Origin of the sequence: Paraburkholderia sp. SECH4, assembly GCF_030511745.1 — a bacterium.
GTDB lineage: Bacteria > Pseudomonadota > Gammaproteobacteria > Burkholderiales > Burkholderiaceae > Paraburkholderia > Paraburkholderia madseniana.
This window is the reverse complement of the sequence record NZ_JALOCP010000016.1, coordinates 60433-84057: the sequence shown is the minus strand read 5'-3', so window position 1 is coordinate 84057 and position 23625 is coordinate 60433. Positions and strand designations below refer to the sequence as shown.

The 23625-nt window shown below is 64.5% G+C and carries 7 protein-coding genes and 1 pseudogene; 6 read left to right on the top strand and 2 right to left on the bottom strand.

What is annotated here, in order from left to right:
- Nucleotides 1–3: 3 nt before the first annotated feature.
- A complete protein-coding gene (locus M0D67_RS21655; RefSeq protein ID WP_266239634.1) occupies nucleotides 4–1503 on the bottom strand; it encodes a sigma-54 dependent transcriptional regulator in 1500 nt (499 codons plus the stop codon).
- A gap of 633 nt (nucleotides 1504–2136) precedes the next feature.
- Here M0D67_RS21655 and M0D67_RS21650 point away from each other — a divergent pair.
- The gene (locus M0D67_RS21650; protein ID WP_171926942.1) at nucleotides 2137–2763 is read left to right on the top strand and encodes a phosphatase PAP2 family protein; all 627 of its coding nucleotides are present in this window, start codon (nucleotides 2137–2139) and stop codon (nucleotides 2761–2763) included.
- Nucleotides 2764–2779: 16 nt separating this feature from the next.
- Here the strand turns inward: M0D67_RS21650 and M0D67_RS21645 are convergent, their stop codons facing one another.
- Nucleotides 2780–4666 (bottom strand): alpha/beta fold hydrolase, encoded by a 1887-nt coding sequence (locus M0D67_RS21645; protein ID WP_266239595.1) that lies wholly within the window; start codon nucleotides 4664–4666, stop codon nucleotides 2780–2782.
- A gap of 284 nt (nucleotides 4667–4950) precedes the next feature.
- Between M0D67_RS21645 and M0D67_RS21640 the strand changes: the two are divergent.
- From M0D67_RS21640 to M0D67_RS21620, 5 genes and pseudogenes are all read left to right on the top strand, one after another.
- A pseudogene (locus M0D67_RS21640) lies at nucleotides 4951–5130 on the top strand (DUF2471 family protein); the annotation flags it as partial.
- 301 nt (nucleotides 5131–5431) lie between these two features.
- Entirely contained in the window at nucleotides 5432–6622 is a 1191-nt protein-coding gene (sctQ, locus tag M0D67_RS21635) for a type III secretion system cytoplasmic ring protein SctQ (protein ID WP_266239593.1), read from the top strand.
- Between the two features lie 3 nt (nucleotides 6623–6625).
- Nucleotides 6626–7294 carry a type III secretion system export apparatus subunit SctR gene (gene sctR / locus M0D67_RS21630; protein ID WP_154559481.1) on the top strand — a complete coding sequence of 223 codons (669 nt, stop codon included), beginning with the start codon at nucleotides 6626–6628 and terminating at the stop codon, nucleotides 7292–7294.
- The gene (locus M0D67_RS21625) at nucleotides 7291–8097 is read left to right on the top strand and encodes a lytic transglycosylase domain-containing protein (RefSeq protein ID WP_171926939.1); all 807 of its coding nucleotides are present in this window, start codon (nucleotides 7291–7293) and stop codon (nucleotides 8095–8097) included. The genes sctR and M0D67_RS21625 overlap by 4 nt, the downstream gene beginning before the upstream one ends.
- A gap of 221 nt (nucleotides 8098–8318) precedes the next feature.
- Nucleotides 8319–23600 (top strand): LWXIA domain-containing protein, encoded by a 15282-nt coding sequence (locus M0D67_RS21620; RefSeq protein WP_266239592.1) that lies wholly within the window; start codon nucleotides 8319–8321, stop codon nucleotides 23598–23600.
- Nucleotides 23601–23625: the final 25 nt, after the last annotated feature.

Below are 23625 nucleotides of genomic sequence, written 5' to 3'. Positions count from 1 at the left end.
CGCTCAATCTTTGCGCCGGGTGTTGCCCACTTTGGCGTAGCGATCCTCCCACGCTTCCTGTTCCGCGTCGCATGCGGCGGGGACATCCGGGCGTCGCGTGGAAGCGGCAATGCCGTCCCGATGCGCACGGCCGTCGTGGTTCGCCATTAGCCGGTAGAGTGTCGCACGCGAGATGTCGAGCTCGCGTGCTGCGTGAAGTGACCGGCCGCGATGACGACGCAGGGCCGCTGCAATGGCATTTCGTTCCGCGGCTTCGCGCACCTGGGTCAGCGTGTTGTCGCCTTCGCTCAACAGATAGTCCAGTTCCAACTCGGCCGGGCCAAGCACGCGCCTATCCGACATCACGATCGCACGACGGACGCGGTTCACGAGTTCGCGAACATTACCGGGCCAGCTATGCGCGTACATCGCCTTAATCGCTTCACCGGAGAATCCGCGGATCCGATGAGCGGCGTCGGCGCGGTATTTTTCCAGTATGTGATATGCGAGTACCTCGATGTCCTCGCCACGCTCCCTGAGCGGTGGCTCCGCTATGCGCAGCACACACAGCCGGTGATAGAGATCTTCGCGAAACGTTTGCTCGGCGACGGCCTTTTCGAGCGCGACATTAGTTGCGGAAATGATCCGCACGTCCACATCGATGGACTCCGTACTACCGAGCCGCTGAATCTTCCTGTCCTGCAGAAAACGCAGCACGATAGACTGACTTTCGAACGGCAAATCACTGATCTCGTCGAGGAACAGCGTGCCGCCGTGCGCAGCCTCGATGCGGCCAATTTTACGTTGGAACGCACCCGTGAAGGCTCCGCGTTCATACCCGAACAACTCGGATTGCACGAGATGATAGGGAAGCGCCCCGCAATTGATTGCTACCAAGGGGCCATTGCGCCGCACCGAACGCTTGTGGATGGCCACGGCCGTCAATTCCTTACCCGTACCCGACTCGCCGGAAATCAGCACGGGTGCGTCGCTGTTCGCAACTTTGGTTATGGCGCGAAACAGCTCTTTCATCGTACGACAGGTACCGACCATTTCATTGTCAACCGTGAGCGGATCTGGTTCCGTGCTGAGTACCATCATGCCATGCTCATGCCCAATGGTATCGACAAGGCTGTCGAGCTCATAAGGAACGGTGACAAACCGTGAGAAATACCGCCGGATCACACTGCGCTGAAGTTCGTTCGTTAGCTGAGGCACGGCGAGGATGCCGACCCAGCCTATCCCCCCCGTGGCGAAGCAAGATTGGAAACTGGCAAGTTCGCGTGACGAGAAGCCGCTCGCGAAGTCGAACACGCCTACGGTTGGATGGTGCGCGGCGAGATAAGCCCTGGCCGCCCGACCGGATCTCAGCGGCGCAACCTCCCAGCCACGTTGTCCGAGTTTGTCGCACAGACTCCGCTCGGGTGAACGGGACACATAAACTAACGATCGATAAGATTGGTTGTCCAAATCGGAACCTTTTCCTGTTGATGATCCTTTACCCAGGACTGCCAGGACTATCACCCCATTTGGTATGCGGATTGTTGAAATTGTCGTATGCGGATCCGTAAATAAAATCGACTTCCACGCAACAGCAATTCTTGTCGACTGGTCGGGTAGGTTGTACGTCACCAACTCAGGTGCTAACTATCAGACAAAACACGCAGCTTCCAGACTCCGTAGGAAGCTTTAATAAAATAAGACGAATTACACCTTTTTCACGCCACTTAGGGTTGTCCATTATGCGCATCAACATCCGCCAAACTATCGCTCTTATTGGCGCCGTGCGCCTGACCAACTGGGCGCGAATCACCGCATTCCTAATCAATCAACAGGAAACGCCGGGGTCGCACTGGAGATCGCGATATGCAGTTGGCAGCGCTGCAATGATGACCAGGCGCACCGAGCGAGTCGACATAGCGGGTCGGTCCCTGTGGGTTGCGTGCCGCGCGTTGCGAGTCACGCAGCCATGTTATATGGAAAAAAATTGAACGGCGTGTGACAGGCGCGAACGCTCTGGGTAGTGTGGCCGCTGAGCGCAGCATTTACCCGCTTGCGTAGCGCCGGATTGCGCGGAATGCCATTGCGCCAGGTCGCACCAAATCGCGCAATTAGTTTCTAACTAGACAAATGATCTGTCTGACATAAGGAGTTACTGTGCGGCTGCTATCTTATGTCACCAACTTCGGCGATCCTTACCTGACGTCGCTCCTCGCGGGTGTCGTCATGCTGTGGCTTGCAGCGACGCGGGCGTGGCGACCATTGCTTGCCTGGACGTGCTGTTTTAGTTTGGGAGTATTGGCCGTCGCAGCAAGCCGGATTGCCCACGCAGCCTGGGGGGTCGAAATACCCGCGCTGAACTTTGCGGTCATCAGCGGTCATTCCATGCTGGCCAGCGCGGTCTATCCAACGACTTTTGGCCTCTGCGCGACTCAGGCGAAACCACGCACTATTGCGCTGGCTTATCTTTTCGGCCTCGCTTGCGCATTAGCGATCGGCGTATCGCGGGTCCTCATGGGCTTGCATTCAACCGCCGAAGTCGTGACCGGATGGCTGCTCGGCACGCTTATCGCCGGCATGACGTGCAGCCTGATGGCTCAGTCACGTGTCCGCACCTTTTCAGTCGGGAAATTCTCGATGCACGACTCCACGCCGTTCGCCGCGGTCGCTATGGCGCTCATCGTGATTTGTCACGGCAAGGTCGTGCCCGTTTCCAGCTGGCTCGACAGCAACGCGTCCGAAGTGACGCAATGGAGCAAAGCGCAAGCGGTTGAACCGCGCTAGACAGAACTGTGTCGCGTCATGCCGAGTTTTTGGCCCGGGGAGAACTTGCTGGGACGTCCGATTCGCGACTCGCGCTTCTATTTTTTCCAGCGCCGATGCCGGCATGAGCTGGGCGCGATGCAACTGCGGCGCCGACCGCTTTCGTTGCAGGGGAGACTTTGTCGTCTGTGGCGGCGCTATGGAATACTGCGCGTAGCAGCTCCTCACATACGGCTATCACATCTTCCCGTGCAATTCGACTCAGCACCTCATGATCCATGGTGCGAACAATGAGTGCATGCGCACGCGAGAGCTTTTTCAAACGGCGACCATTCACACCAAAGTGCATATGAAGTTCGCCGAGGCTATGGTCCCGCGGGCTAAAGAGCAGGCGAATGTGAACACCGTCCGCGTCCAGTCGCTGAAACAGTTTGCGGACCTCGTGGCTTTCCGTCGCCGGGCACAGCACTTCGCCACTCCAGGCCGCCACCATGTCCTGTACATACGCAATTGCGTGTCGCCACATCGTGCGCAGGGCGGGTCCAAGCCGCGCGTGGCCGCGGATCACCTCGAGCCACTTCCCGGCGCGCATCATGGAGCGCAGATAGACTCGCGGCGACCCCGGCCTACGCTCGGCCGCGCCTTGCATCGTGCATCCGTCCGGCAGGACAAAGGCAACCGGATTGACCATAATGAGTCCACGCACCGCGCGGTTCAGTCTCGTCGCCTGCAGCGCCGCGTATGCCCCCGCGCAGATGCCGAACACTACGACGTCTCGGTAACCGCGTCCGGCAAGCCAATCCGCCGCGCGGGACAGATCCCCCCCCATCGCATCGAGAACCGTTTGGCCAGGACCGCCGGTGTGTGCCGCAGAACAACTGTCGCCAAGCCCTTCGGCGTCGATTCGCAGCGACGCGAAACCGCGCTTCGCGAGTTCCCGTCCGAGCTCCACACCAAAACGTCCGTCGCCGACGTGATGCGTGGCGGCCGTATTGGCGATTAGAAGCACGGGCGTGTGCTCACGCGCTGTGCGCCGCATGGCAGGTTCACACAGGATGCAGAAAACACGCCCGCCCGCCACGTGCACCGGGTATTCCATGGCGGATGTGCTGACGAGAACCGGGCTCGCATCAACCGACACTGCCGGCGCCCGGACGCACCGCTCACCCCCCTCCGACAGCCAGTCCGCCACCCTGTTCAACAGTGATTCCGGGAGCTCGGTCAGCCATGCGGTCTGGAGTACCTGTGTGTAGTTCTCGAAGGCTACAGACTCCACGCAGGCGCCGTTGCGTTCATAGTGGGCAATGAGTTGGTGACTGCCGTCGCGCTGGCCGCTGTGAGCGATCAGGATCCGCTGCGCGGGTACCTGTGGCTCGTTGCACAGGTCGAGGTCGCCGATTGTTTCAAGCGCCTGCACACTGACCCTATGGCCCAGGATGTCCCGCGCCCCAGGCTGCGTCTGCTCATGGTCTGCGCCAACACCTGCGGTCTGTCTCCAGGTCTGATTCAGGATGTTCATTTCGCGCCAAAAAAGACGCGTCGACCGAACCGGTGCGAGCATGGCGATCGATTCGATTTCGCGCTTGCGCGCCGCCCATGCAGCGACCGTTGCGCCCAAGCGAAACCCCGCGAGGGAAACCCGCTCTATGCCGGTGATGCTGCTCAAATAGTCGATTGCCTCGATAACTTCGTCCGCCCAATCGGTGGGACACACCAGACCTTCGCCATCAATGGAATCGCCTGTCCCCCGATAATCGAAACGCAAAACCGGAACGCCGCGTGCGGCCAGACGCTGCGCGAGTTCGCGCAGCGCTTGATGCAGCCACATTGCCTCGTGCCCGAAGGGGTTACAAAGCACCACACCCTTGTTACCGTCGGCCGGATGCAGCCAGCCAAAATGCCCATTGAAAATGACAGGTTTCATTGTTCTAAGCGCTGATAGCGGTTAACGTCTCGCGTCAGGGTTGGATTACCGAATGGCATGCTCGTTTTCTCAGACAGTACTAACGCGCCCAGTAAGCGCCGTTCCCCGCCAAAGTTAAGTGCGCTCTCACACACACGATCCGGCGCCCGAGCGATTGCCTCCTGTCCCGGCATCGGCTGCTCCGCCGCCGGCTCCGCGGTGCCCGCGCCCGAGACGACATCCGACGATTGACTTGCATCCCGATCAAATACTGTATAAATGCACAGTGCTGTTTTTATATCCTGGCGAGACACAACGAGACAGTGCGCTCGACGTTTGTCCGGTTTGAGGACAGTCGTTTGTCCGGGATGGATCTCGACGAACCCGTCGACTGGCGGCGTGACGACGACAACTTGCCAGCCGTGTATCTGCTCGTGCGCGCACTGGTACAGGCCGACGCTACCGATGTGGCCACTCAGGACTAGTCGAACGCTCCCCAAAAAAACGCCACCGCGGGCCCACCGCCACGAACTGGAGAATCGGCGCACTGCCGAACGCGCGGCGCTTCGTAGACACAATCCACACCCGCGCACCGCAGTGTCCTGAAACTACGAATTGCCGCGCCGCAGACGCCATGCACGGTCAATACAATCGACTGTCGAACCTGCTGATCCGCTACTGACGATCCGTTCTCCTTCCGCCGGCTTCCGCGATGAACAACTCGATCCTGCCGCGCGCACGCGGTCTTTCCGGTGAGCCGACCACCCCTGGTGAATGGGTTCGCTGATGCGACGCGACGCGGTCATGCCGCCCGCCGGACTCGCGACACCCTCCGCGCTCGACGCTTCGCCTCTCCTGCCGCGCCTCGCCGCGGCGGCGGCACGTGGGCTCACGCGCGCTTACACCGCGCAAGCGCCGCTTGCTGTGACGATCGGCACGACGCCGTATCAGCTCGCATGGCGCGCACATGCCGCGCCCGCTGACGACGCGCGCGCGTATCGTTTTGCTGTCGGGCCGGCGCACGGCACGCTATGGATCGACACGCTCGCGGAACACACATGGCTTGGCGACGCCGCGCACGAAGCCGTGCCCCCCGTGCTGCGCTGCGCGCTGCTGGCGGACCTGTGCGCCGGCATGATCGCAGGCTTGCAGGCACTCACGCGGCAGCACGTCGAACTACTGCCACCGCCCGTCGGCCAGCCCTTTAACGCGCCCGCTGCGGCCGCCGGCCACGAGTCCGAACCGTTTGCCGCGCGCGGCTGGCGTACGGACCCGGCCGCGCTCTGCTTCGAGTTGAGCCGCGCGCAAGACGGCTGGCGCTGTCACGGCGCCCTCACGTTCGACACGCCGGATGCGCTCGGCGTGTTTTTCGGCGGCGCACCGGCGCCGGCCGCCGGCGCGAGTATGATCTTCGCGCAACTGCCGGTGCCGCTCACGTTTGAAATCGGCCGCACCGAACTGACGGTGGCGGAACTCTCGGACGTCGTGCGCGGCGACATCATCGCGATCGAGCGATGGCGCGCGAAAGGTCAGAACCTGCTCTGCTCGGCGCGCGTACCTGGTACACCCGGATGGGAAATCGAGGGGCGCCCGACAGGCAACCGAATCGTCGTCGAACGAATCAAGGAGATGCCGTTGGAACAGTCACAATCGCCTGACAGCTCGCCCGCATCGGCCACGTCGGCGGCCGATGCGGCCGACGACGCGCCTCAGCAAGCCGGCGCGCGCCAGCTCGACACGCTCGCCATCGACCTGGGCTTCGAGCTGCCGTCCCGCTCGATGCCGCTCGCGGAACTCGGCGCGCTGCAGCCCGGCGCCGTGATCGAGATGGAACAGGGCATCAACCAGAGCGTCATCCATCTTGTCGCGAACGGCATGCTGATCGGCACGGGCACCCTGATCGCGGTCGGGCAGAAGCTCGGCGTGCGGGTCACCGCGATCAATCCGCCGGCGCCGCACAACGCACGCGAGCGCTAGGCGATGGGCAATCTGCCAAATCCCGTCGCGCTGGTCGCGGTCATCGCCGCGCTCGGCATTGCGCCGTTCGCGGCACTGATGGTGACGAGTTACACCAAGCTCGTCGTCGTGCTCGGACTGTTGCGCTCCGCGCTCGGCATCCAGCAGGTGCCGCCGAACATGGTGCTCAACGGCATCGCGTTGATCCTCTCGCTCTTCATCATGGCGCCCGTCGGCATGACGATCCGCGACGGTCTGCAACAGCAGCATTTCGATGCGTCGGGGCAACTGTCGGTCGCCGACGTGACGACGCTGGCCGATTCCGCGCTGCCGCCGATCAAGGACTTCCTCGTCTCGCACACGCGGCTGCGCGACCGCGAGTTCTTCGTCAAGACGGCGACGAGCGTCTGGCCGAAAAACCGCGCCGACGGCCTGAAAGACGACGATCTGCTGGTGCTCGTGCCGAGCTTCACGCTCGCCGAATTGACGAAGGCATTCCAGATTGGCTTCGTGATCTACATCGTATTCATCGTCGTCGATCTGCTGGTCGCCAACATCCTGCTCGCACTCGGCATGCAGATGATCTCGCCGACCACGATCTCCGTGCCGTTCAAGCTGCTGCTGTTCGTCGCGCTCGACGGCTGGTCGCTGCTGGTGCACGGTCTGGTGTTGTCGTATCGGGTGGCGGGATGAACACGGCGCCCGGCGCATGGCTGTCGCACGCGCTGCTCGCCCTCCTGTGCGCGCTGGCCGCCGCGGGTTCCGCGCCCGCGCAGAGCGTGACCAACGCCGGCGACACATTCTCGACCCTCGCCCGCGAATGTGCGCCGAACGTCGATCGTGAAACGCTTGCCGCGCTCGTGCGCACCGAATCGGGCTTCAATCCGTATGCGATCGGCGTCGTGGGCGGGCATCTGCAGCGCCAGCCGGCGACGCTCGCCGTGGCGCTCGCCACCGCACGCGAACTCGATGCGCAAGGCTTTAGCTACAGCGTCGGTCTCACGCAAGTGAACAACCGCAATTTCGCGCGCGCGGGCGAGACCGTCGAGTCGATCTTCGAGCCATGTCGCAATCTGCGCGCCGGCGCCGCCGTCCTCACCGAATGCTTTGCCCGCTCGCGTGGAACGACGCCGAACCCGCAGCATGCGCTGCGCGCGGCGCTGTCGTGTTACTACAGCGGCAATTTCACGACCGGGTTCGAAACGGGTTACGTGAGCCGCGTCGTCTCGAACGCACGGGTCCAATCAGAGGGCGGCGCCGTTCAACCGATACCCGTGGTGCGGGACGCTCCCGCTGCGCCGCGTAGCCCGGGCCTGCGAAGCGCGCCGCTTGCAATGCAAAACACAGCGCAACGTCCCGCCGGCGAAAACGGCTTGCGCACGAACCGCAACAGCACCTCCACCTGCCGTTCCCGCGCACCGGTCGTGATGACCTGCCGCGGCCTGTCCGTCGTGCAAGCGCGGGCGATGTGCGTGCGTTGCCTCGACGCGCGCTGACAGCCGCGGTCTCCCACACGCCGGCGGCTATCTTGCCGGCAATTCGGCACATTTCGTAAATCGGGCTCACTGCGCCGCCCGCACCCCGCATCACGCTACGAAACACGATACGGCCGGCCGCGTGGCGCCTCCTTACACTCGAATGAGCACTGCACGCGCGGCGCCTGGACGCGCACGCCTGTATGCGTCGCGCGGTGGCACATGGTCGATCGGAGGCTTTTATGTTGTACATAGACGGCATCGGTATGGGCGCGAACTGGCAGAACTTCCTCGCCAACGCGCTCGACACACTCGACACACTCGACAAGCCGCAACCGGTGCCCCCCGCGAACAACAGCAGCGGCTCGCAAAACCCGGTCGTAGCGCCGATCCCGGTACCGGCCGGCCCGAACGTCGACCCGAACCAGCCGACTAACGAGGAAATCAGCGCCGCCAGCAATCTGATCCAGAGCCTCGCTGACCAGTACCGCCCAAAGCCGCCCGACATCACCGTCGACGACGATCAGACCAAGGCCGCCCAGCAGGCCATACAGGGCGCGCAGACCCAGTACGACAATGCGTTCGCGAACGAGAAAGCGAAGCAAGGCGTGCTGATGATGATGCATCACGACCCGGAGACGACGTCCGCCGACCTGAAACAGGCGGAAGCCGACTACACGAGCGCCCGCGACGCGACGCAAAAGGCTCAGCGCGAGCTGAACGTGACAGCCGATGCGGGCTACATGCTTGCGTACGGAAAGCAGGCCGACGCCGATCAGGCGACGGCCGACGCAGCGAAAGGCGATGTCGCCGACAAGCTGAAAGCGCTGAAGGCACTCATTCCCGGAACGAGCACCAACGATAACTACGTTCCCAACCCGCAAGACATCAAGACCGCAGCCGACAAGCCCGCCGCCCAGGCTGCCTACGACGCATGGCAGATCGCCGACGCCAAGGAGACCGCCGCCCTGAGCGCAAGCAGCGCGGACATAGCGAATTCAAATCTCGCCTATGCGCAGCTCCAGTCGTATGCATCGAACCCGGATTACAAGGACGCCATGGTTGCCGGCGTCGGCCGGTTGAATGACGCACTCGCGCCACTCGGCCTGCAACTGAATGCGCCGGCAGCGCTCGACGATCAGCAGCAGCCCAGCGCGAACGTGAACGACGTCGCGAAGGTCGCCAATCTCGCGAACGCATGGACCAACGCAGCGGCCGACGCGCTCACGCTCGCGAACGCACAAGCGGCGAGCGATGGCGACACCGGCAAATTCGGCGGCCCGGTCATCGCGAGCGAACACATATTCGAATATGATCAGAGCGCGCTGACTCACGCGCAGGCCGCCGCGGCGACAAGCGGCAGTTACCTGCAGATGCTGGTCGCCGACGGCAATGTCGACACCGCGCGCGCCGCTGTCAGCAGTGTGCAAGGCAGGTACCTCAAGTCAGAGGCAGGCGCCGATCTCAGCACGGCGCAACAACAGGCGCAACTCGCACACGACAACTTCGTCGCGACGTTCGGCGGTTCGCTCGCGCTTCAGTATGCCGACACCACGCAGGCCATCACCGACAAGACGGCAAACAATCCGCTCAATGTCGATCCGAAAACGATGCAGTCCGTCGTGTCGGCGTTGCGCGCGGCGGACGGCCGGCTGGCCGATTCCGTCAACGAGCGGTCCGCACAGAACGCGGTCAGCGCCGCGCAATCGGACTCTGACAGCAAGAAGTTCTCGCTCTCGCTGGTCCAGGGCCAGTACGACGACTGGAACCAGCAGCACGGCCGCACGACGCAGTCCGACAACACCGACCGGCCGCCCCGCCCGGGAACTCCCGTCAATCCCTATGGGCAGGCGCTTGCGGATGCTCAAAACGCCTCCACCCAAGCGGATACCGTGCTCGGGCAAGCGAAGATCACCTCGGAACTGATGCATCAACAAGTGTTGATGGATCAGTTTCGGGCCAGCCTGCCGGACAATCTGCTGAACCCCAAGTCGGAAAGCGACCAGGCCGATTATCAGAAGAGAATCCACGACTTCTACGAGCAGCATCGCAGCGACATGTCCCAATCGCTGCTCGACTCGGTCAGTCAGAGCACGCTGAAAGGACAATCCGCCAGCTTCGGCGACACAGGTGCGAACCCGCTCACCGCAGACCAGCAGCGCAACCTGATCGGCACCGCGCTCGGCCTGCAGCCGGACGGGCCACCTGTGGACAACAGCGCGCAGTCCAGTGACCCCAACAGCCCGGCACCGATCGACAAGACGCTCCACTACAGTGGCGACGCACTTTCGGCGATCAACAAGGTGCGCGATGAAATCATGAAGGTCGGCGGCGCGAATGCCCAGGTTAGCGTGATGCCAGTCGTCTATGCGTCGCAAGACAGCGGGATGGCAACGACCTCGCTCTTCAAGGTGACCAACCCGAGTGGCTCCACGTATTACATCGACCAGGAAGGCGCGAAGTACACGAGCACCAACGACTACGTCGACAACAACCATCTGTCGGCAAGCGGCACGCTCGATATCGCGACCGGTTACGACGCGAACGGCGTGCTGCAGATAAAACAAAGCGAGGCCCATCACGAGGGTTGGCTGGAGAAGCTCGGCGCCAGCAATCTGAACCTCCTGACACTCGCCGGAGGGATGGCGCTCGACCTCGTCGGCGGGCTGCTGGACGCGTCCGTCGTGCTCGCGCCGCTGGGCGTCACGCTCGATGTCGTCGGGACAGGCATGATCTGGGGATCAGTGGGCGCCTCCGCCTTGAACGCGGGAAATGACCTCTACCAACGCGCCCAGCACGACCAGAGCATGAGCATCACCGATCCAGGCGCGCGCTCGGACTACATCAACCTGCTGCCGCTCGGCGCGGCGGGCGCGGCGAAGGGGATCAAGGTTCTCGCGGAAGGGAGCAGGATCGCGAAGCTCGCCGAAGGGGCTGCCAAGGTGTCCGCATGGGGAGGCGCAATCGACGCCGGCCGCCAGACCATCACCGATGCGGTGACCGGTCACACTGACCGCGTCGCCGGTGACGTCGGGTCGGTCCTGGAAAACGTCGTCTTGCTCAAGGGCCATGAAAAGCTGGAGGGATGGTCGCAGGGCCTCATCCGCCGCAACGTGCCGTACGGGCTGAAAGGCGATGGGGGCGCCGTCAGGGTGGACGGACAGAAACTTGGAGTGTATGCAGGTCCCAAGGCCATTGCGGCGCACAACTACCTGACGCTCGATCGCACGGCTGCGACCCTTGACGGACGGACCGTCGGCGTTGCCCGAGACGGCACGTTGATGGTCGGCCACAAGGCGATCTCCTATGACGGGATGCCGGTGCGTGTGCGCAGCCCGGGCAATCCGGACCAGGTCAAGCAGGACACTTTATTTGTCGACCAGGACGGCAACATATCGAAATACACCTACAACCGCTTCGGCCCATCGAAGACCGAGGCGACGGGGGAGAAGATCACGTTCGGCACCGACGGCTCGCTTACCCTCTCCGACAAGCTCTCGCTCGCCAGCACGAAAAATACCCTGCTGCCGAGCGCGCCCGCTCCCAAGCCGCCCGCATCCAGGCAAAACCAGAATCAGAACGCTAGTCAGAGTTCGAACCCAACCCAGAACGGCGGCAACAGCACATCCGACACGCAGGCGATCGAGGCTTCCGCCACCACCGCAGCCGAAACCGCGACCACTGCGCAGACCGTAGAGAGCCGCGTGAATCAGGGCTCAGCGCAGATTCTCGAGCAGCAACAGGAAAGCGCGATCACCCGTAACGACGACACCCGTGCCGACCAGCGTCGCAGCGATCAACAGCAAGTGCAGTTTCGCCGTGTCGTCGACCCGCACAGCAGCGCCGGCGCCGGTGCGCCCAGCGAAGCGTCACCGGTCAGCTTCAAGGCGCGCATCGTAGCGTCCGTGCTGAACGCGGACGAACCCATGCCCGTTCAGCGCAGCCTGATTGACAGCATACCCACGGGCGAGCCGCCGCAAGCAGATCCGACCGCTCTGCCCTTTGACAGCAGTCACAGTATCTATGTCGTTCGTGCGGCGGGCATGCCGGAAAGCGCGCCTCGCACTGCCGCCGTGCCGCCGCGCAATCTCTCCAGTTCCGCAGAAGCGGAGCCGCCGGTTGCAAACAGCAAAGCGCTCTCCGGCAGCGCGCCCAATGCGTCGGGACCGATCGATCTCTCCGATCATGTCGGCGAACTGGCCGGTTACACGGTGCAGATAGGCGCCGTCATCAAGCCGGCATCCACCGCAAGCTTCATGGTCTCCAAGGCGTCCGCCCCTAAGGTCCAGCAGCGTGGACCGGCGACGCAGGCCGAATTCAACAGCCTTGAGCAATGGCGCCTCCTGTCATTGCAAACGCGGACGGCGAACGGCTTGCTGAGCCCGTCCAACCGGATTGTCGCGCGCCTGACGGTACCCAACGAAATACGCGTCAACCGCGAAACCGCCTTGGAAGCGCAGGGCCTAAGCCTCGCTGACGAGGTCGCGCCGAACGAAACGAACCTCGCGGCGCCCGGCGTGTCGAGCGAGCCTGGGAACGCCGCGACATCCGAAGCCGAGCGCCACACCGGCACGCTCGTCGCCGCGGGCGCGGGGTCGCGCGCCGGCCTTCAGATGCCGCACCCCGCCATGGCCGGCGATGCCGGCGCCCCGGACGCGCCAAAGCCCCGACTGATCGAACGCATCCAGATGCGCATGGGCGGCGCGCCGCTGCCCAACGAGGTGAGCGCGCTTGCCCAGCAATCGGGCACGCTCTCACAACAACTGCGCCTGCTCAATGAGAACGGCTGGAAAGTGCGGCGCGGCAAGCCCGGCAGCGGCAGCCGGATCGACACGAAGCGGCGCCGCGTGACGATCGACGGCCGCGTGCGCGATCCTGGCGCTGCGACCTATGTGCTCGCGCATGAAACCCAGCACGCGGTTGAAGCCGCAACCGGCACGCTCGGCCTCGACTACAGCGGCAAGCGGCAATTCACCCGCAGCGCGCTGGAAGCAGAAGCGCGCGCGCAGTTGAACGCCTTCGAGTCACGCTACGAAATCTCGCTCTCGGGCGGTGGCGACATCGGCGAACATGCGGGCTTGCCCGAGTCCATCGAACGCGAATACAGCAACTGGCATGCGGGCAATCGCACCGTGCTCGCGCAGCGCCTGTCCGCGGCCTTTGCCGAGGCGCCGGTTTCCATCCAGGAAGGCAAGACCTACCAAGCGTTTTACGATGAGGTCTGGGCAAGCCAGAACGCCCGCACGATGCCCGCTCCCGACGCCACCGAAGCGCGCTTGCCGGCTACGTTCCGGGAGCGCACCGACTGGTCGCGCGAGAACGCGCAGGAGGACTCACCGTTCGAGGGCTCGCTGCTCTCCGGCAAGCACCCCGACCACTCGGTGCAGATGGGCCCGGTCTCGCTGCATCAGTACGAAGGGCAGAATCTCTACGTGGTGCGCGGCTCCGGCACAACCCAAGGCGAGCTTCACATCGGCGATGGGCCGGTGCTCTCGGGCCATGAGTTCACGGTGCGCTCACGCTATACGTTTCCCGAGCCGTACGAGATGCGCGAGCCAGTCATCCTGTCGGTGGCAAACGCGGAACTGAAATTCGCGCCGGAGCTCGCCAACGTCTGGCAGAAATCGATTTTCGTCGCGCCTGAGGGCGCGATCGGCAGCGACGGCCAATTGCGCGCAACAAATGGTTACCTGCGCATCGACCCCGCGCCGTATCAGTTGCGCGACCTCGGCCCGCTGACCGCCAACACCAACGGCATCTTCTTCGACGGCGAGGCCCACGGCCCCGTCGACCTCGCCGAGCACCTGGGCGCGCTGATCGGCTTCGGTGTCCAGAAAGGCGGCTTCGAACTGGGCGCGAACGCGGTGGTCGGCGTGTATTCGCAAGGGGGGACGACCGCAGCGGATCATGTGCAAGCGGCAACGACCGAATTCGAGAGCCTTGAGAGGCTCCGCTTCCTGGGGCTCAGGACACTGACCATGGACGGCGTGTTCAGCGTGGCCAACCGCGTCGCGGTGCTGTACCAGCCGCGCGGCGAAGTGCACAGCCACGAGGTGGAGGCCGCTTACGCGCATCTGCGCAACCAGTTCACCAGTCGCGAAGTCGCGGCCGGCAAGCTGCCTGCGAACATCCGCCGCACAACGCTGGATCAGTTCGATACGATCCGCAGGATCGTCACGCAAGAGAAGCTCGCGTTCGACTTCCAGGGTATCTACCGCGACGGCCATTTCTATTTGAGCGATCCGAACCGGATCGAATACGGGGCCGACGAATATCACGACGCGGTGCTGCAAAAGATCGACGAGCAGATCAACGCGATCGCACGCGGCATTGCCGAACGCAAGATTCTGGTCGACGGCGCACCGCTCGACATGCCGCATCCGGCGATGGCCGAAAAAGGCCCGTACAGCAGCAAGCCAGGGCTCATCGACCGCATTCGGATGCGTCTCTTCGGCGCGCCACTGCCTGACGAAGTGAGCGCTCTCGTGTCCCAGTCGAGCACGCTGTCGAACCAGTTGCGAATGCTCGACAGCAAGGGCTGGAAGGTTGTCCGCGGCAAGCCGGGCAGCGGCAGCCGGATCAGTACGAAGACGAAAACCGTGACGATCGACGGCGGATTGCGCGACGCCGGCAGCATGACCTATGTGCTCGCGCATGAAGCCCGGCACGCGGTAGAAGCGGCGACCGGCACGCTCGGCCTCGACTACGGCGGACAGGGCCGCTTCACGCGCAGTGCGCTGCAGGCGGAAGCCCGCGCGCAATTGAATGCCTTCGAGGCACGCTACCAGATCTCGCTTGCGAGCGGCGTCGATATCGCCGCGCGCACGAGCCTGCCTGAGGCGATCGAACGGGAATATGGCAACTGGGCGACGGGCGATCGCGCCGAACTCACGCAGCGCCTGTCCGAAGCCTTTGCGGAGGCGCCGGTTTCCGTCAAGGGCGGCCAGACCTATCAGACGTTCTACGACGAAGTATGGGCGCGCCAGAAGACCCACACGCCGAGCGCGATGGCGAGCCCGGATGGCATGCCCCACCCTGACGGCCAGACACAGGGCGCCGCCGGAGCTAGCGACGCGGGCGGCGTGCCCAGATCCTCCCCGGCCCTCGATCAGCCGCCCCTCTACGCCAGCGAGACGCACGACGATCTGACGGGGATACCGAAGGTCATCCATCCAGCAGACAGGATCACGAGCGCGCCGCCGCTTGCAGAGCATGGCGTGCGCAAGCTTTCGGTCGGCCATCCCGCGTTCGATTTCTCATCGACTCCGGAGAACACCTACGAGTCGGTCACGCTAAGACCCGGCTTCGCCGACGCGTTGACGAACCGGCCCGGCGTGCTGGGTGACGTCGCACGCGTGATGCGTCCTGGCGGTAGAGTGACTCTCGAGCGCCCGAGCGGCTTGCTCGAGGAGCCGGATCCCCGCGCGGCGATCGACGCGACAGCGCGTGAACTCGAAGCAGCCGGCTTCGTGAATGTGCGCACGGAGTTCGTCACGGGCGATGGCTCGACGGTCGATCTGGGCAACCTGTCCAACGACCCAGGTTCGCTCGATCCCGAGGCCGGCTATTTGCGCTTTAGCGGTGACGTGCACGCCGAGCCAGCGAATGCGCATGACGGTCTCCGCAAACTGCTCGAACAGGCGCTGGCGCAGGGTGTCGGGTCGGCAGACGATGTTTACGGGCTCTACAACAAAGTCCCTGCGCAAGAGGCTGCCCGGTTCTCGCTGAGTGCCAACCAGCAAGGCCGATATCTCGATCAGCTCCGGCAACTGGTCGGGGACCGACCCGACGGATCGGTAGAAGCCGTGCAGACCAACGCGGGAATTCATGACTCCATCGCGGATTTCCTCGCGGAAAATCCCGGTTTCGGCGGAGGCTACTACCACTTCATGCCGCCCGAAGGCGTCGGTCCGGAATACGACGATGTTCAGGAGCGCGTGTACATCAACGCTACGCCGGAACACGCACCCGACGTGATGCGATTCCTGGTCAAGGACATCATGGACCGCCCGGAAGATTTTCCGGGCGTCTATAGCGCGAAGATCGCGGGCCCGAAATCGGCGCCCGGACGCTCGGAAAATATCGTCGTCTACATCACGGACGCGCACGACCGTCAACCGGTTGTCGACGCACTTGCAGCGTATCAGCAAGCTCATCCGGACCACTTCCGCAGCGACGTGCCGCATATGACGGAGGGCGCGCTGCGCGGTGTTTCGACCGCCGCCGAAGTCAGCGCAGACATGAAAACGAAGGCTCGCGAAGCCATCGCGAGTGCGCGTGGCGTCGACGTATCCGAAGTACAGGACGACTTCAGTTTCGGTGAGCAACGAGCCGAAGCGATCTGGCTCGCGCTGCGCGATACGCGCGCCCGGCAGAACGAAGCGGGCCCGAATTTCGACGCAACCGCCTATCTGCGCGCACGTACTGGGCAGCGGCTAGCGCAGTTCGGCGTGGACCCGAGCAATCCCGCGCGCAATCTTGCGCCAGCCGACTACGTTTCCGTCGACGCCCATGCCGTGGACGAGCGAACGGTCAGGCTGACAACGGTGGACGGCCACGCAGTCGATGTGCGCGTGTACGGCGGAGCGAGAGGCGCACGGCCAACGCGGCTCGCCGATATTCGCATGCCCGGTCAGCCCGACAGCCGGCAACCCTTCGAACTCCTGCACGATCCCGAGACGGGTGAGCCGGCAATCATCCGGCGCATCATGGGCGCAGCCGAAAGTCCCGAGCCGCAGCCCACGCCCGCCGCGACGCCGTCCGTGCGGCCGGTTGACACTGTCCTCGATCAGGTGGAGACCCTTGCGGAGGGCAAGCGCGTGGTCGTATTCGGCGGCTATTCCGGGCTCGGCTACCGGGACGTCGATGCGCTCAAGGCGCACATCGCGTCGACGCTGAACGCTGAAGTGGCCGCGCACGGCGCGGAGAACCTGCTGGTGGTTGCGGGCGCAACGAGTGACGGCATAGGCGTTGCGTACGAAGTCGCGAAGAGCCACGGCCTGGCGACGGCCGGCATCGTCTCGGAAGCGGCACGCGAATTCGGCGCCTCGCCGTATTGCGACCAGGTCATCTACGTGCCGGACCCGCATGAAAACTGGCAGGTGATGGCGCCCGACGGCCGCTCGTACATGCTTTCGATCGCGCAGGACAACGGCATCTACTACGCGTTCGGCGGCGGCGACGTGACCGTCGCCGAATTGGCCGAAGCGCGCGAGCGCAACATCCCGACCGAGGTCGACGCGTCTTTCGAGCCCGATCAGGACAAGCTGAACAAACGTCTGGAGCGCGCCCCCGACACCAACCCGACGCCGGTGCGCACATGGCTCGCTGCCGGCGTGCGCCACGCCGGCACGCCCCCCGTGCCCGCCGATAGCTCGGAACGCTTGCCGTCGAGCTTCGATGAACGCGTCGCCTACAGCCTCGCCCACGCGCGACCGGAGTCGCCGTTCGCGGGCGGCCAAGCCCCCGATGCCGCCTCGCTCGGCCGGCGCATGGGCGCCACCACGCTCGTCCCCGGTCATCAACTCATCGTCCTGCACGCGGAGGGCTCCCCCGACGGCAGACTGATGCTCGGCGGCCAGCCGGTGCCCACCCACGACTACCTGCTCGATACGCGCGAGACCCCGCGCGACGTCGATTTCGGCTGGATTCTCTCAGCCCGCTACGCCGACGTGCGAAGCGCCGCCGAAATGGCGAACATCTGGCAGATGCCGATCTACGCCCCGCACACCGAAGCGGTTCAGGCGGACGGCACGCTTCTCCACGCCGACGCGATGCGCCGCTACGATCCCGCGCCATACGCGCTGCCCGACCTGGGGCGGCTCGCCGTCGATCGCCAGGGCGTGCACGCGGCGGACGACCCGACGAAACGCATCGACGTGGAGCGCTACCTGGGCGCGATGCTCGGAATCGGCAGCGAAAAAGCCGTGTACGAACTGAGCGTCGACACGGTCGTCGGGCTGTACGACAAAGCGCCTTTCACACGGCGCGCCAACCTGGAAGCCGCGCGCAACGAGTGGGACGGCCTCGTCATGCTGCGCAAACTCGGCCTGCGCACGGTGGCGATGCTAGGGCCATTTTCGGTCGCCAACCGCCTCGCCGTGCTCTACCGGCCGCGCGCGGTACTCGATAGTTTCGAAGTGATCGAAAACGGCACGCTGCCCAAGCGCGTCACGCAGGCTACGATCGATCATCTCACGCAGATCCGCGCAACCGTCGAACGGGAAAAACTCAGACTCGACCTGCAAGGGCTCTTTACCGAGAACGGACATTTCTACCTGAGCGATCCGGGCAAGGTCGTCGCTGGAAGCGACGGCTATCGCGAGTCGCTCGACCGCGCCGACAGGTTGCTCAAGAAACTGTTGCAAGGGCTCAAGAGAGGCGACATCGAACTCGCGCACCCGGCAATGACCGAAGACCTCGGCCCGGGCGGCGACTATGCCCCCCGCCCGTCGCTGATAACGCGCATCCTGATGCTCTTTCGGGGCGTGCCGGTTTCAGGCGACGTCAGTGCGCTCGCGCAGCACTCGAGCCTGCTTTCCGAACACATGCGCCTGCTGAGCGATCATGGCTGGCAGGTCAAGATGGGCCACGTAGGCGGCGGCAGCAAGATCAACGAGCGCAGGAAGCAGATCGTGATCGACGGCGGCCTGCGTCGCACCGGCAGCATTGTCTATTCGCTCGCGCACGAGGTCGGTCACGCGGTCGATGCCGTCAACGGCACACTCGGACTCGACGGCAGCGGCAAAGAGGCGTTCGTCGAGAGCGCGCTCGAGGCCGAGGCGCGCGCGCAGGCGGTCGCCTTCCGGGTGCGCGACGAAATCAAGGCGGCCCAAGAGATCGATATTGCTGAACACGTCCGCCTGCCGGATGCAATCGAACGTGAAGCCGGCCGCGCCCGCGCCGACGACCCCGCCTCGCTCGAACGGCTCGCTGCCGCCTTCGCCGATGCGCCGACTTCGCTCAAAGGCAACCGTACGTATCGGCAACACTACGAAGCGGCATGGGCGAAGCAGCGGATGCGCTGGCACACCGCGGACGGCATTGAGATGCCTGCTCCGACCACGCCGAACCCACCGGCTGTGCCGGGCGGCTCGGCGCCCGCGGAACGCGCGGCGCGGTGGCTCGACGCACGCGGGTTGCGCAAGCTGCAGCGGGTGGAAGGTGCACGCGTGTCGAACCTCGCGGACCTCGCGGTAGAAGCAGGCCCCGGCGCCCATGTGCTGATCGCGGAGCGCAGCGCACGCCGCGCCGGCGAGCAGCCGACGTTCATCGCGCACACGCAGCTCGACGAACACGGCGTACCCGGCGTACCCGGCGAAATCCACCCAACAGCGCCCGGCGGCAAGTTGCCGCCGGTGGTGAAGCGCGCCCTCAGCCACCTGGACACGTCGAACAAGAGCGTCAAGGCGCGCGGCAAGCTCGATTTCTATATCTCACCGGTGCCGCTCGAGACGCTGAACGCGTTCGGCGGCGCAGCCGAGATCGCCGAAACGGGCGTGCCGGAGACGGAGAAGCTGCCGGTCGCCGCGACAAGCGTCAGCCAGCAAGTCGAGGAAACCATCGGCAAGCTGGCTGGCGTCCAGCATTTCGCCAGCGCCAGGCAGGCCGCAAACCATGCCGTCCACGATACCGACACGATCTATGCGGTCGATGCGAAGACCGGTGTCCCGTTAGGCCACGCGCGCAAAATCGACGACGCCTGGCAATACACGGAGAATGCACCGGTTGCCGGAACCCGTGTCGCGCCGGCGAAGCTGAAGAGCGCGTTCCGCGAGCACGCGGGCCGCGTGCCGATGCCGTGGACGTCGCGAAAAGGTGTGCGCTTCGTGATTAGCGACCAGTCGCCCGAAACGGTCGAGGCGTTCGGCGGCTTCGACCCGATGCTATCGAAGCGCGCCGCGCGCAAGGCGGAAAAGCCAGCCAGGGATCCGCACCGCAGCGGCGCCGATCTGACGTTGCTCGGCATCTACAAAGGCCGGGCCGGACTGCACGCGCTCGCGCGACTGCGCGAAGCTCAGCGCGCGGCGCACCGAACGGAAGCGGCCGCACGGAAAGTGAGCCCGGTAACGCGAGGCATCGCGCCAAACCTGCTGCCGGAACAGCCCCTCCACGCGGTCAATTTTCGCGGCATCAACTTCGTGCATTTGCTGCGAGCCTCGGAACTCGGCGCGATCAAAGAGGGCAAGCACCATATCTATGTGTACGACAGTGAAGGCGACATCGCACACATGACGAACAATGCGCGCGGCCGCCTCGAAATGCGCGGCAAGGAACTGCGCTGGTTCGGCGACTGGAAGCATCACGACGCGAACGCGCCCGGAGTATCGATCGACGAATCGCCGATCGGCCGCGGTCCGCACGGCGCCAACATGCAGTTCCTGTTGACCGAGCTCGACCCCAAGGCACTGGAAGCGCATGCCAAAGTCAACAAGGGCACCGGTCTGCTCGGCGCGCGCAGGAGGACCACCGATATCGAGATCAAGCCGTACCAGCCGGCACTCTCGAGCGCGACGGTCACCGAATTGATCGCACGCTACGGCAAGATCAAGGAATCGTGGCTGTTCCCGCAGCTCGCGGCCCTCAAGGAATATGCGAGCCGCAAGCGCAACGCCTCCGCTACGCCAGTCGAACTCACCGATGCCGCAGTCGACCGGGTGCCCGACGTCGTGGTGGCCGACGCGACCCAGTGGAAAGCACTTCACCTGCCGCTGCACGTCGCACGCGACGACTCGCCCAACGGCTTGTCGCAGTTTTCGGCGCTGCCGACGAGGCGCGCTGCCAGGCTTCTGGACACGGCAACCGGTTGGCAAGCCAGGCTGCTTCGCAACTACGTGCGCGCGGGCAGACGTCTGAGCGTGGCGACGGTCAGCGATACGAAACTCATACGGCACTTTCTCGCCGCGGACCCTGCGGTTCAGGATCGCGTCGCGCCGATGGGACGGGCGTTTACGCTGCTCGACAATCCCGAGCAGGCTGTCGAGAGAGTCAAGCGCACCGGCGGGGCGATGCCCGTCGTCACGCTCGTGGTCGATCCGAATACGCTGAACGCGGCGCAGGGCAAGAAGCATGATCCCCAGTTCGTCGCGGCGGTCAAAAGGCTCGGTGCGTTGAAAGGGGCGACTGTCGACTATGAAAACGGCGTGATCCGCGGCGCCAACAATGAGGTTCTGCCGCTCGACCATCTCAACGAGAAAACGCTCTTCGCCTGGCTCGATGCGGCGCGGGAGGCCGGCTTCGCGCTGCGTCTCGAAACGGCGCCGTCGCGTCATCTGGTCTCGGCGCACGACAAGGCGATCCAGGCCGGCACCAACGACAGCTACCACGACTACGTCCGCACCTTCTCCCTGCTCGAAGACTGGGCGAAGCGCAATGCCGGCACGCGCGCCCCCCAGGTGATGGTCACCTTCCACGGCTGGGATACGGTGCTGGAATCGGTGCCGGGCGGCGGTCACGCGAAACTGGTGGAAGCGGTACTCGATCGTCAGACGCTGAACTGGGTGCATATGGGTCTTGGGTACGGTACGCACGGCTCCGATTCGATCGCCAATGAAGAGCTGACCACCGCGCTCGCCCGTCTGATCGTCAAGTATGCGGGGCAGCCGGAGAAGCTCGCACGGATTCACGGCGACGATGCGCTGACCCGCGTGTTCGATCGCCCCGCCGCGTCGCTCCTTGTCGAGCAGCAGCGGCCGTTGCTCATCGAACTCGATCGGGTGGGCCGTGAAGACGGTTTGCCGCCCGCTGCGATTGCCCGCATCCGTGAACGTATCTATCAGCGCAATACGACCGACTTCGTCAACCAGGCCAGACTCGCCGAGACGACCTACGCACAGCGCCATTGGAACCCGTCGGGCAACGGGAAGGCGCAGGCCTACGCACGGCGCTGGATGACCGACGTCGGCAGCCATCTGCAGAATCCCGGCAACCGCACGCTGCCATCCGCCCCCGGGAAGCTCACCCCGTGGGCCCAAATCGTCAGCGATCCGGCGTTGAAGAACGACGCAAAGAAAGCTGTCAGCGAGAGCCGCGAGACCGCCGCGCAACTGGGTCAGGACGAGATTGCGAAGGACGAACAGGCGCTCGCCGAACTCACCGCGCTGCACCTCGCGCCGATCGAGAAAAACTGGCGCACGCGGTTCCTGACCGGCGCGACGATCGTCGGGCTGGGCGGCGTCGCGACCGTGCTCGGCACCAACCAGTTCAACCTGTTCGATACGCTTGGCCTTGCCAACCTGAAGACCGCCACGCCGCATCTGCTGACCGCGACGCGGATCGCCCGCATGTTCCAGGCGGCGCACCAGGCCTCCGTCAGAAGCCTGCAAAACGGCGATCCGCGCGTCTTCGACAAGGTGGCCGATACGCTGGTCGAACGCCTGTCGAGCCAGTTGCCGAATTACGACCGGACGAGCAAGCGCAGCGCCCAGTTGCAACTGCTGGCCGACGAAGGCAAAGCCAACGTCGCGCGCATCCGCTGGCTGCACAAGGAACATGGCTTGAGCTATACCGACGCGGTCGAGCAGACGCAGATTATCGTGGGCGACATGCTCGGGCAGATGCAAGGCGCCTTCACCGGCACGGCGCTGAAACAGATCCACCAGGGCAATCCGCGGCACTGGCTCGGCACCGCCGCGCGCATCTCGGCGCTGGCGGGCTACACCGGCACGCTGGCGATGGATATCCATGCGCTCGCCGGCAACGACCCGTGGCTGACCGTGCTGCCGACCGCCGGCGTTTTGCTGTCAGGCACGTATACGGGCATGGTCCTGCTGGGTCGCCGCCAGGGCGTGAACGTCGACCAGCGCAGCCGCGTTGCGCGCTTCGCCGACTCCGCCAGCGACGCGTTCACGGCCTCCGGCGGCCTCCTCGGCGCGACCTCGCAACTGATCGAGAACCACTGGTTCGCAGGCGGCACGGCGGCCGCGTCGTCGCTGATTCTGTCGGCGGGCTGGCTCAATGCCCGCTTTCCAAACGCCACGCCGAAGGTCAGCAAGGTGCCGATCTGGCTCGCACTCCTGCCCATCGGGATCTTCATCGGCAATCAGATCGCGCCGCTCTTCATGAATGGCAGTAATAGCAGCGGCAGCGGCAACACGGGCCCTCAACCGCCTGCGTCGACGAACACACCGAGCCCGAGCGCGAGCGCAAGTCCCTCGCCCGGCGTCAGCGCGAGCCCGACCACGGGCGCGAGTGCGTCGCCAGCTCCATCAGCGTCGCCCTCAACCCCGGCGACGCCCGGTGCATCACCCTCACCGAGCCAGCCGGGGCAACCCGTACAGACGCCGCAACCGACACCCACCGTCCAGCGCTATCTCGTTGCCGAGGGCGATTCGTTATGGGTGATCGCCGACCATAACCGCAAAACGCTACTCAACGCCGCGCACGTGTCCGCGGCCGATCAGCAAGGAATGTCGGAAGGCGAGCAGGACGCGCGCGCATTACAGGAGATTTTCCAGCTCAATCCACAGTTGGCCGGAGGTGATGCGAATCTCGTGTACCCGGGGCAGCAGATCGTGATCGGGTGAGGGGTGCAAGGGACGGCGCAGACGA

What these genes read in the sequence shown, in the direction of transcription:
- sctR (WP_154559481.1), top strand. Translation starts at nt 6,626, where the DNA reads ATGGGCAATCTGCCAAATCCCGTCGCGCTGGTCGCGGTCATCGCCGCG.
- sctQ (WP_266239593.1), top strand. Translation starts at nt 5,432, where the DNA reads ATGCGACGCGACGCGGTCATGCCGCCCGCCGGACTCGCGACACCCTCC.
- M0D67_RS21625 (WP_171926939.1), top strand. Translation starts at nt 7,291, where the DNA reads ATGAACACGGCGCCCGGCGCATGGCTGTCGCACGCGCTGCTCGCCCTC.
- M0D67_RS21645 (WP_266239595.1), bottom strand. Translation starts at nt 4,666, where the DNA reads ATGAAACCTGTCATTTTCAATGGGCATTTTGGCTGGCTGCATCCGGCC.
- M0D67_RS21620 (WP_266239592.1), top strand. Translation starts at nt 8,319, where the DNA reads ATGTTGTACATAGACGGCATCGGTATGGGCGCGAACTGGCAGAACTTC.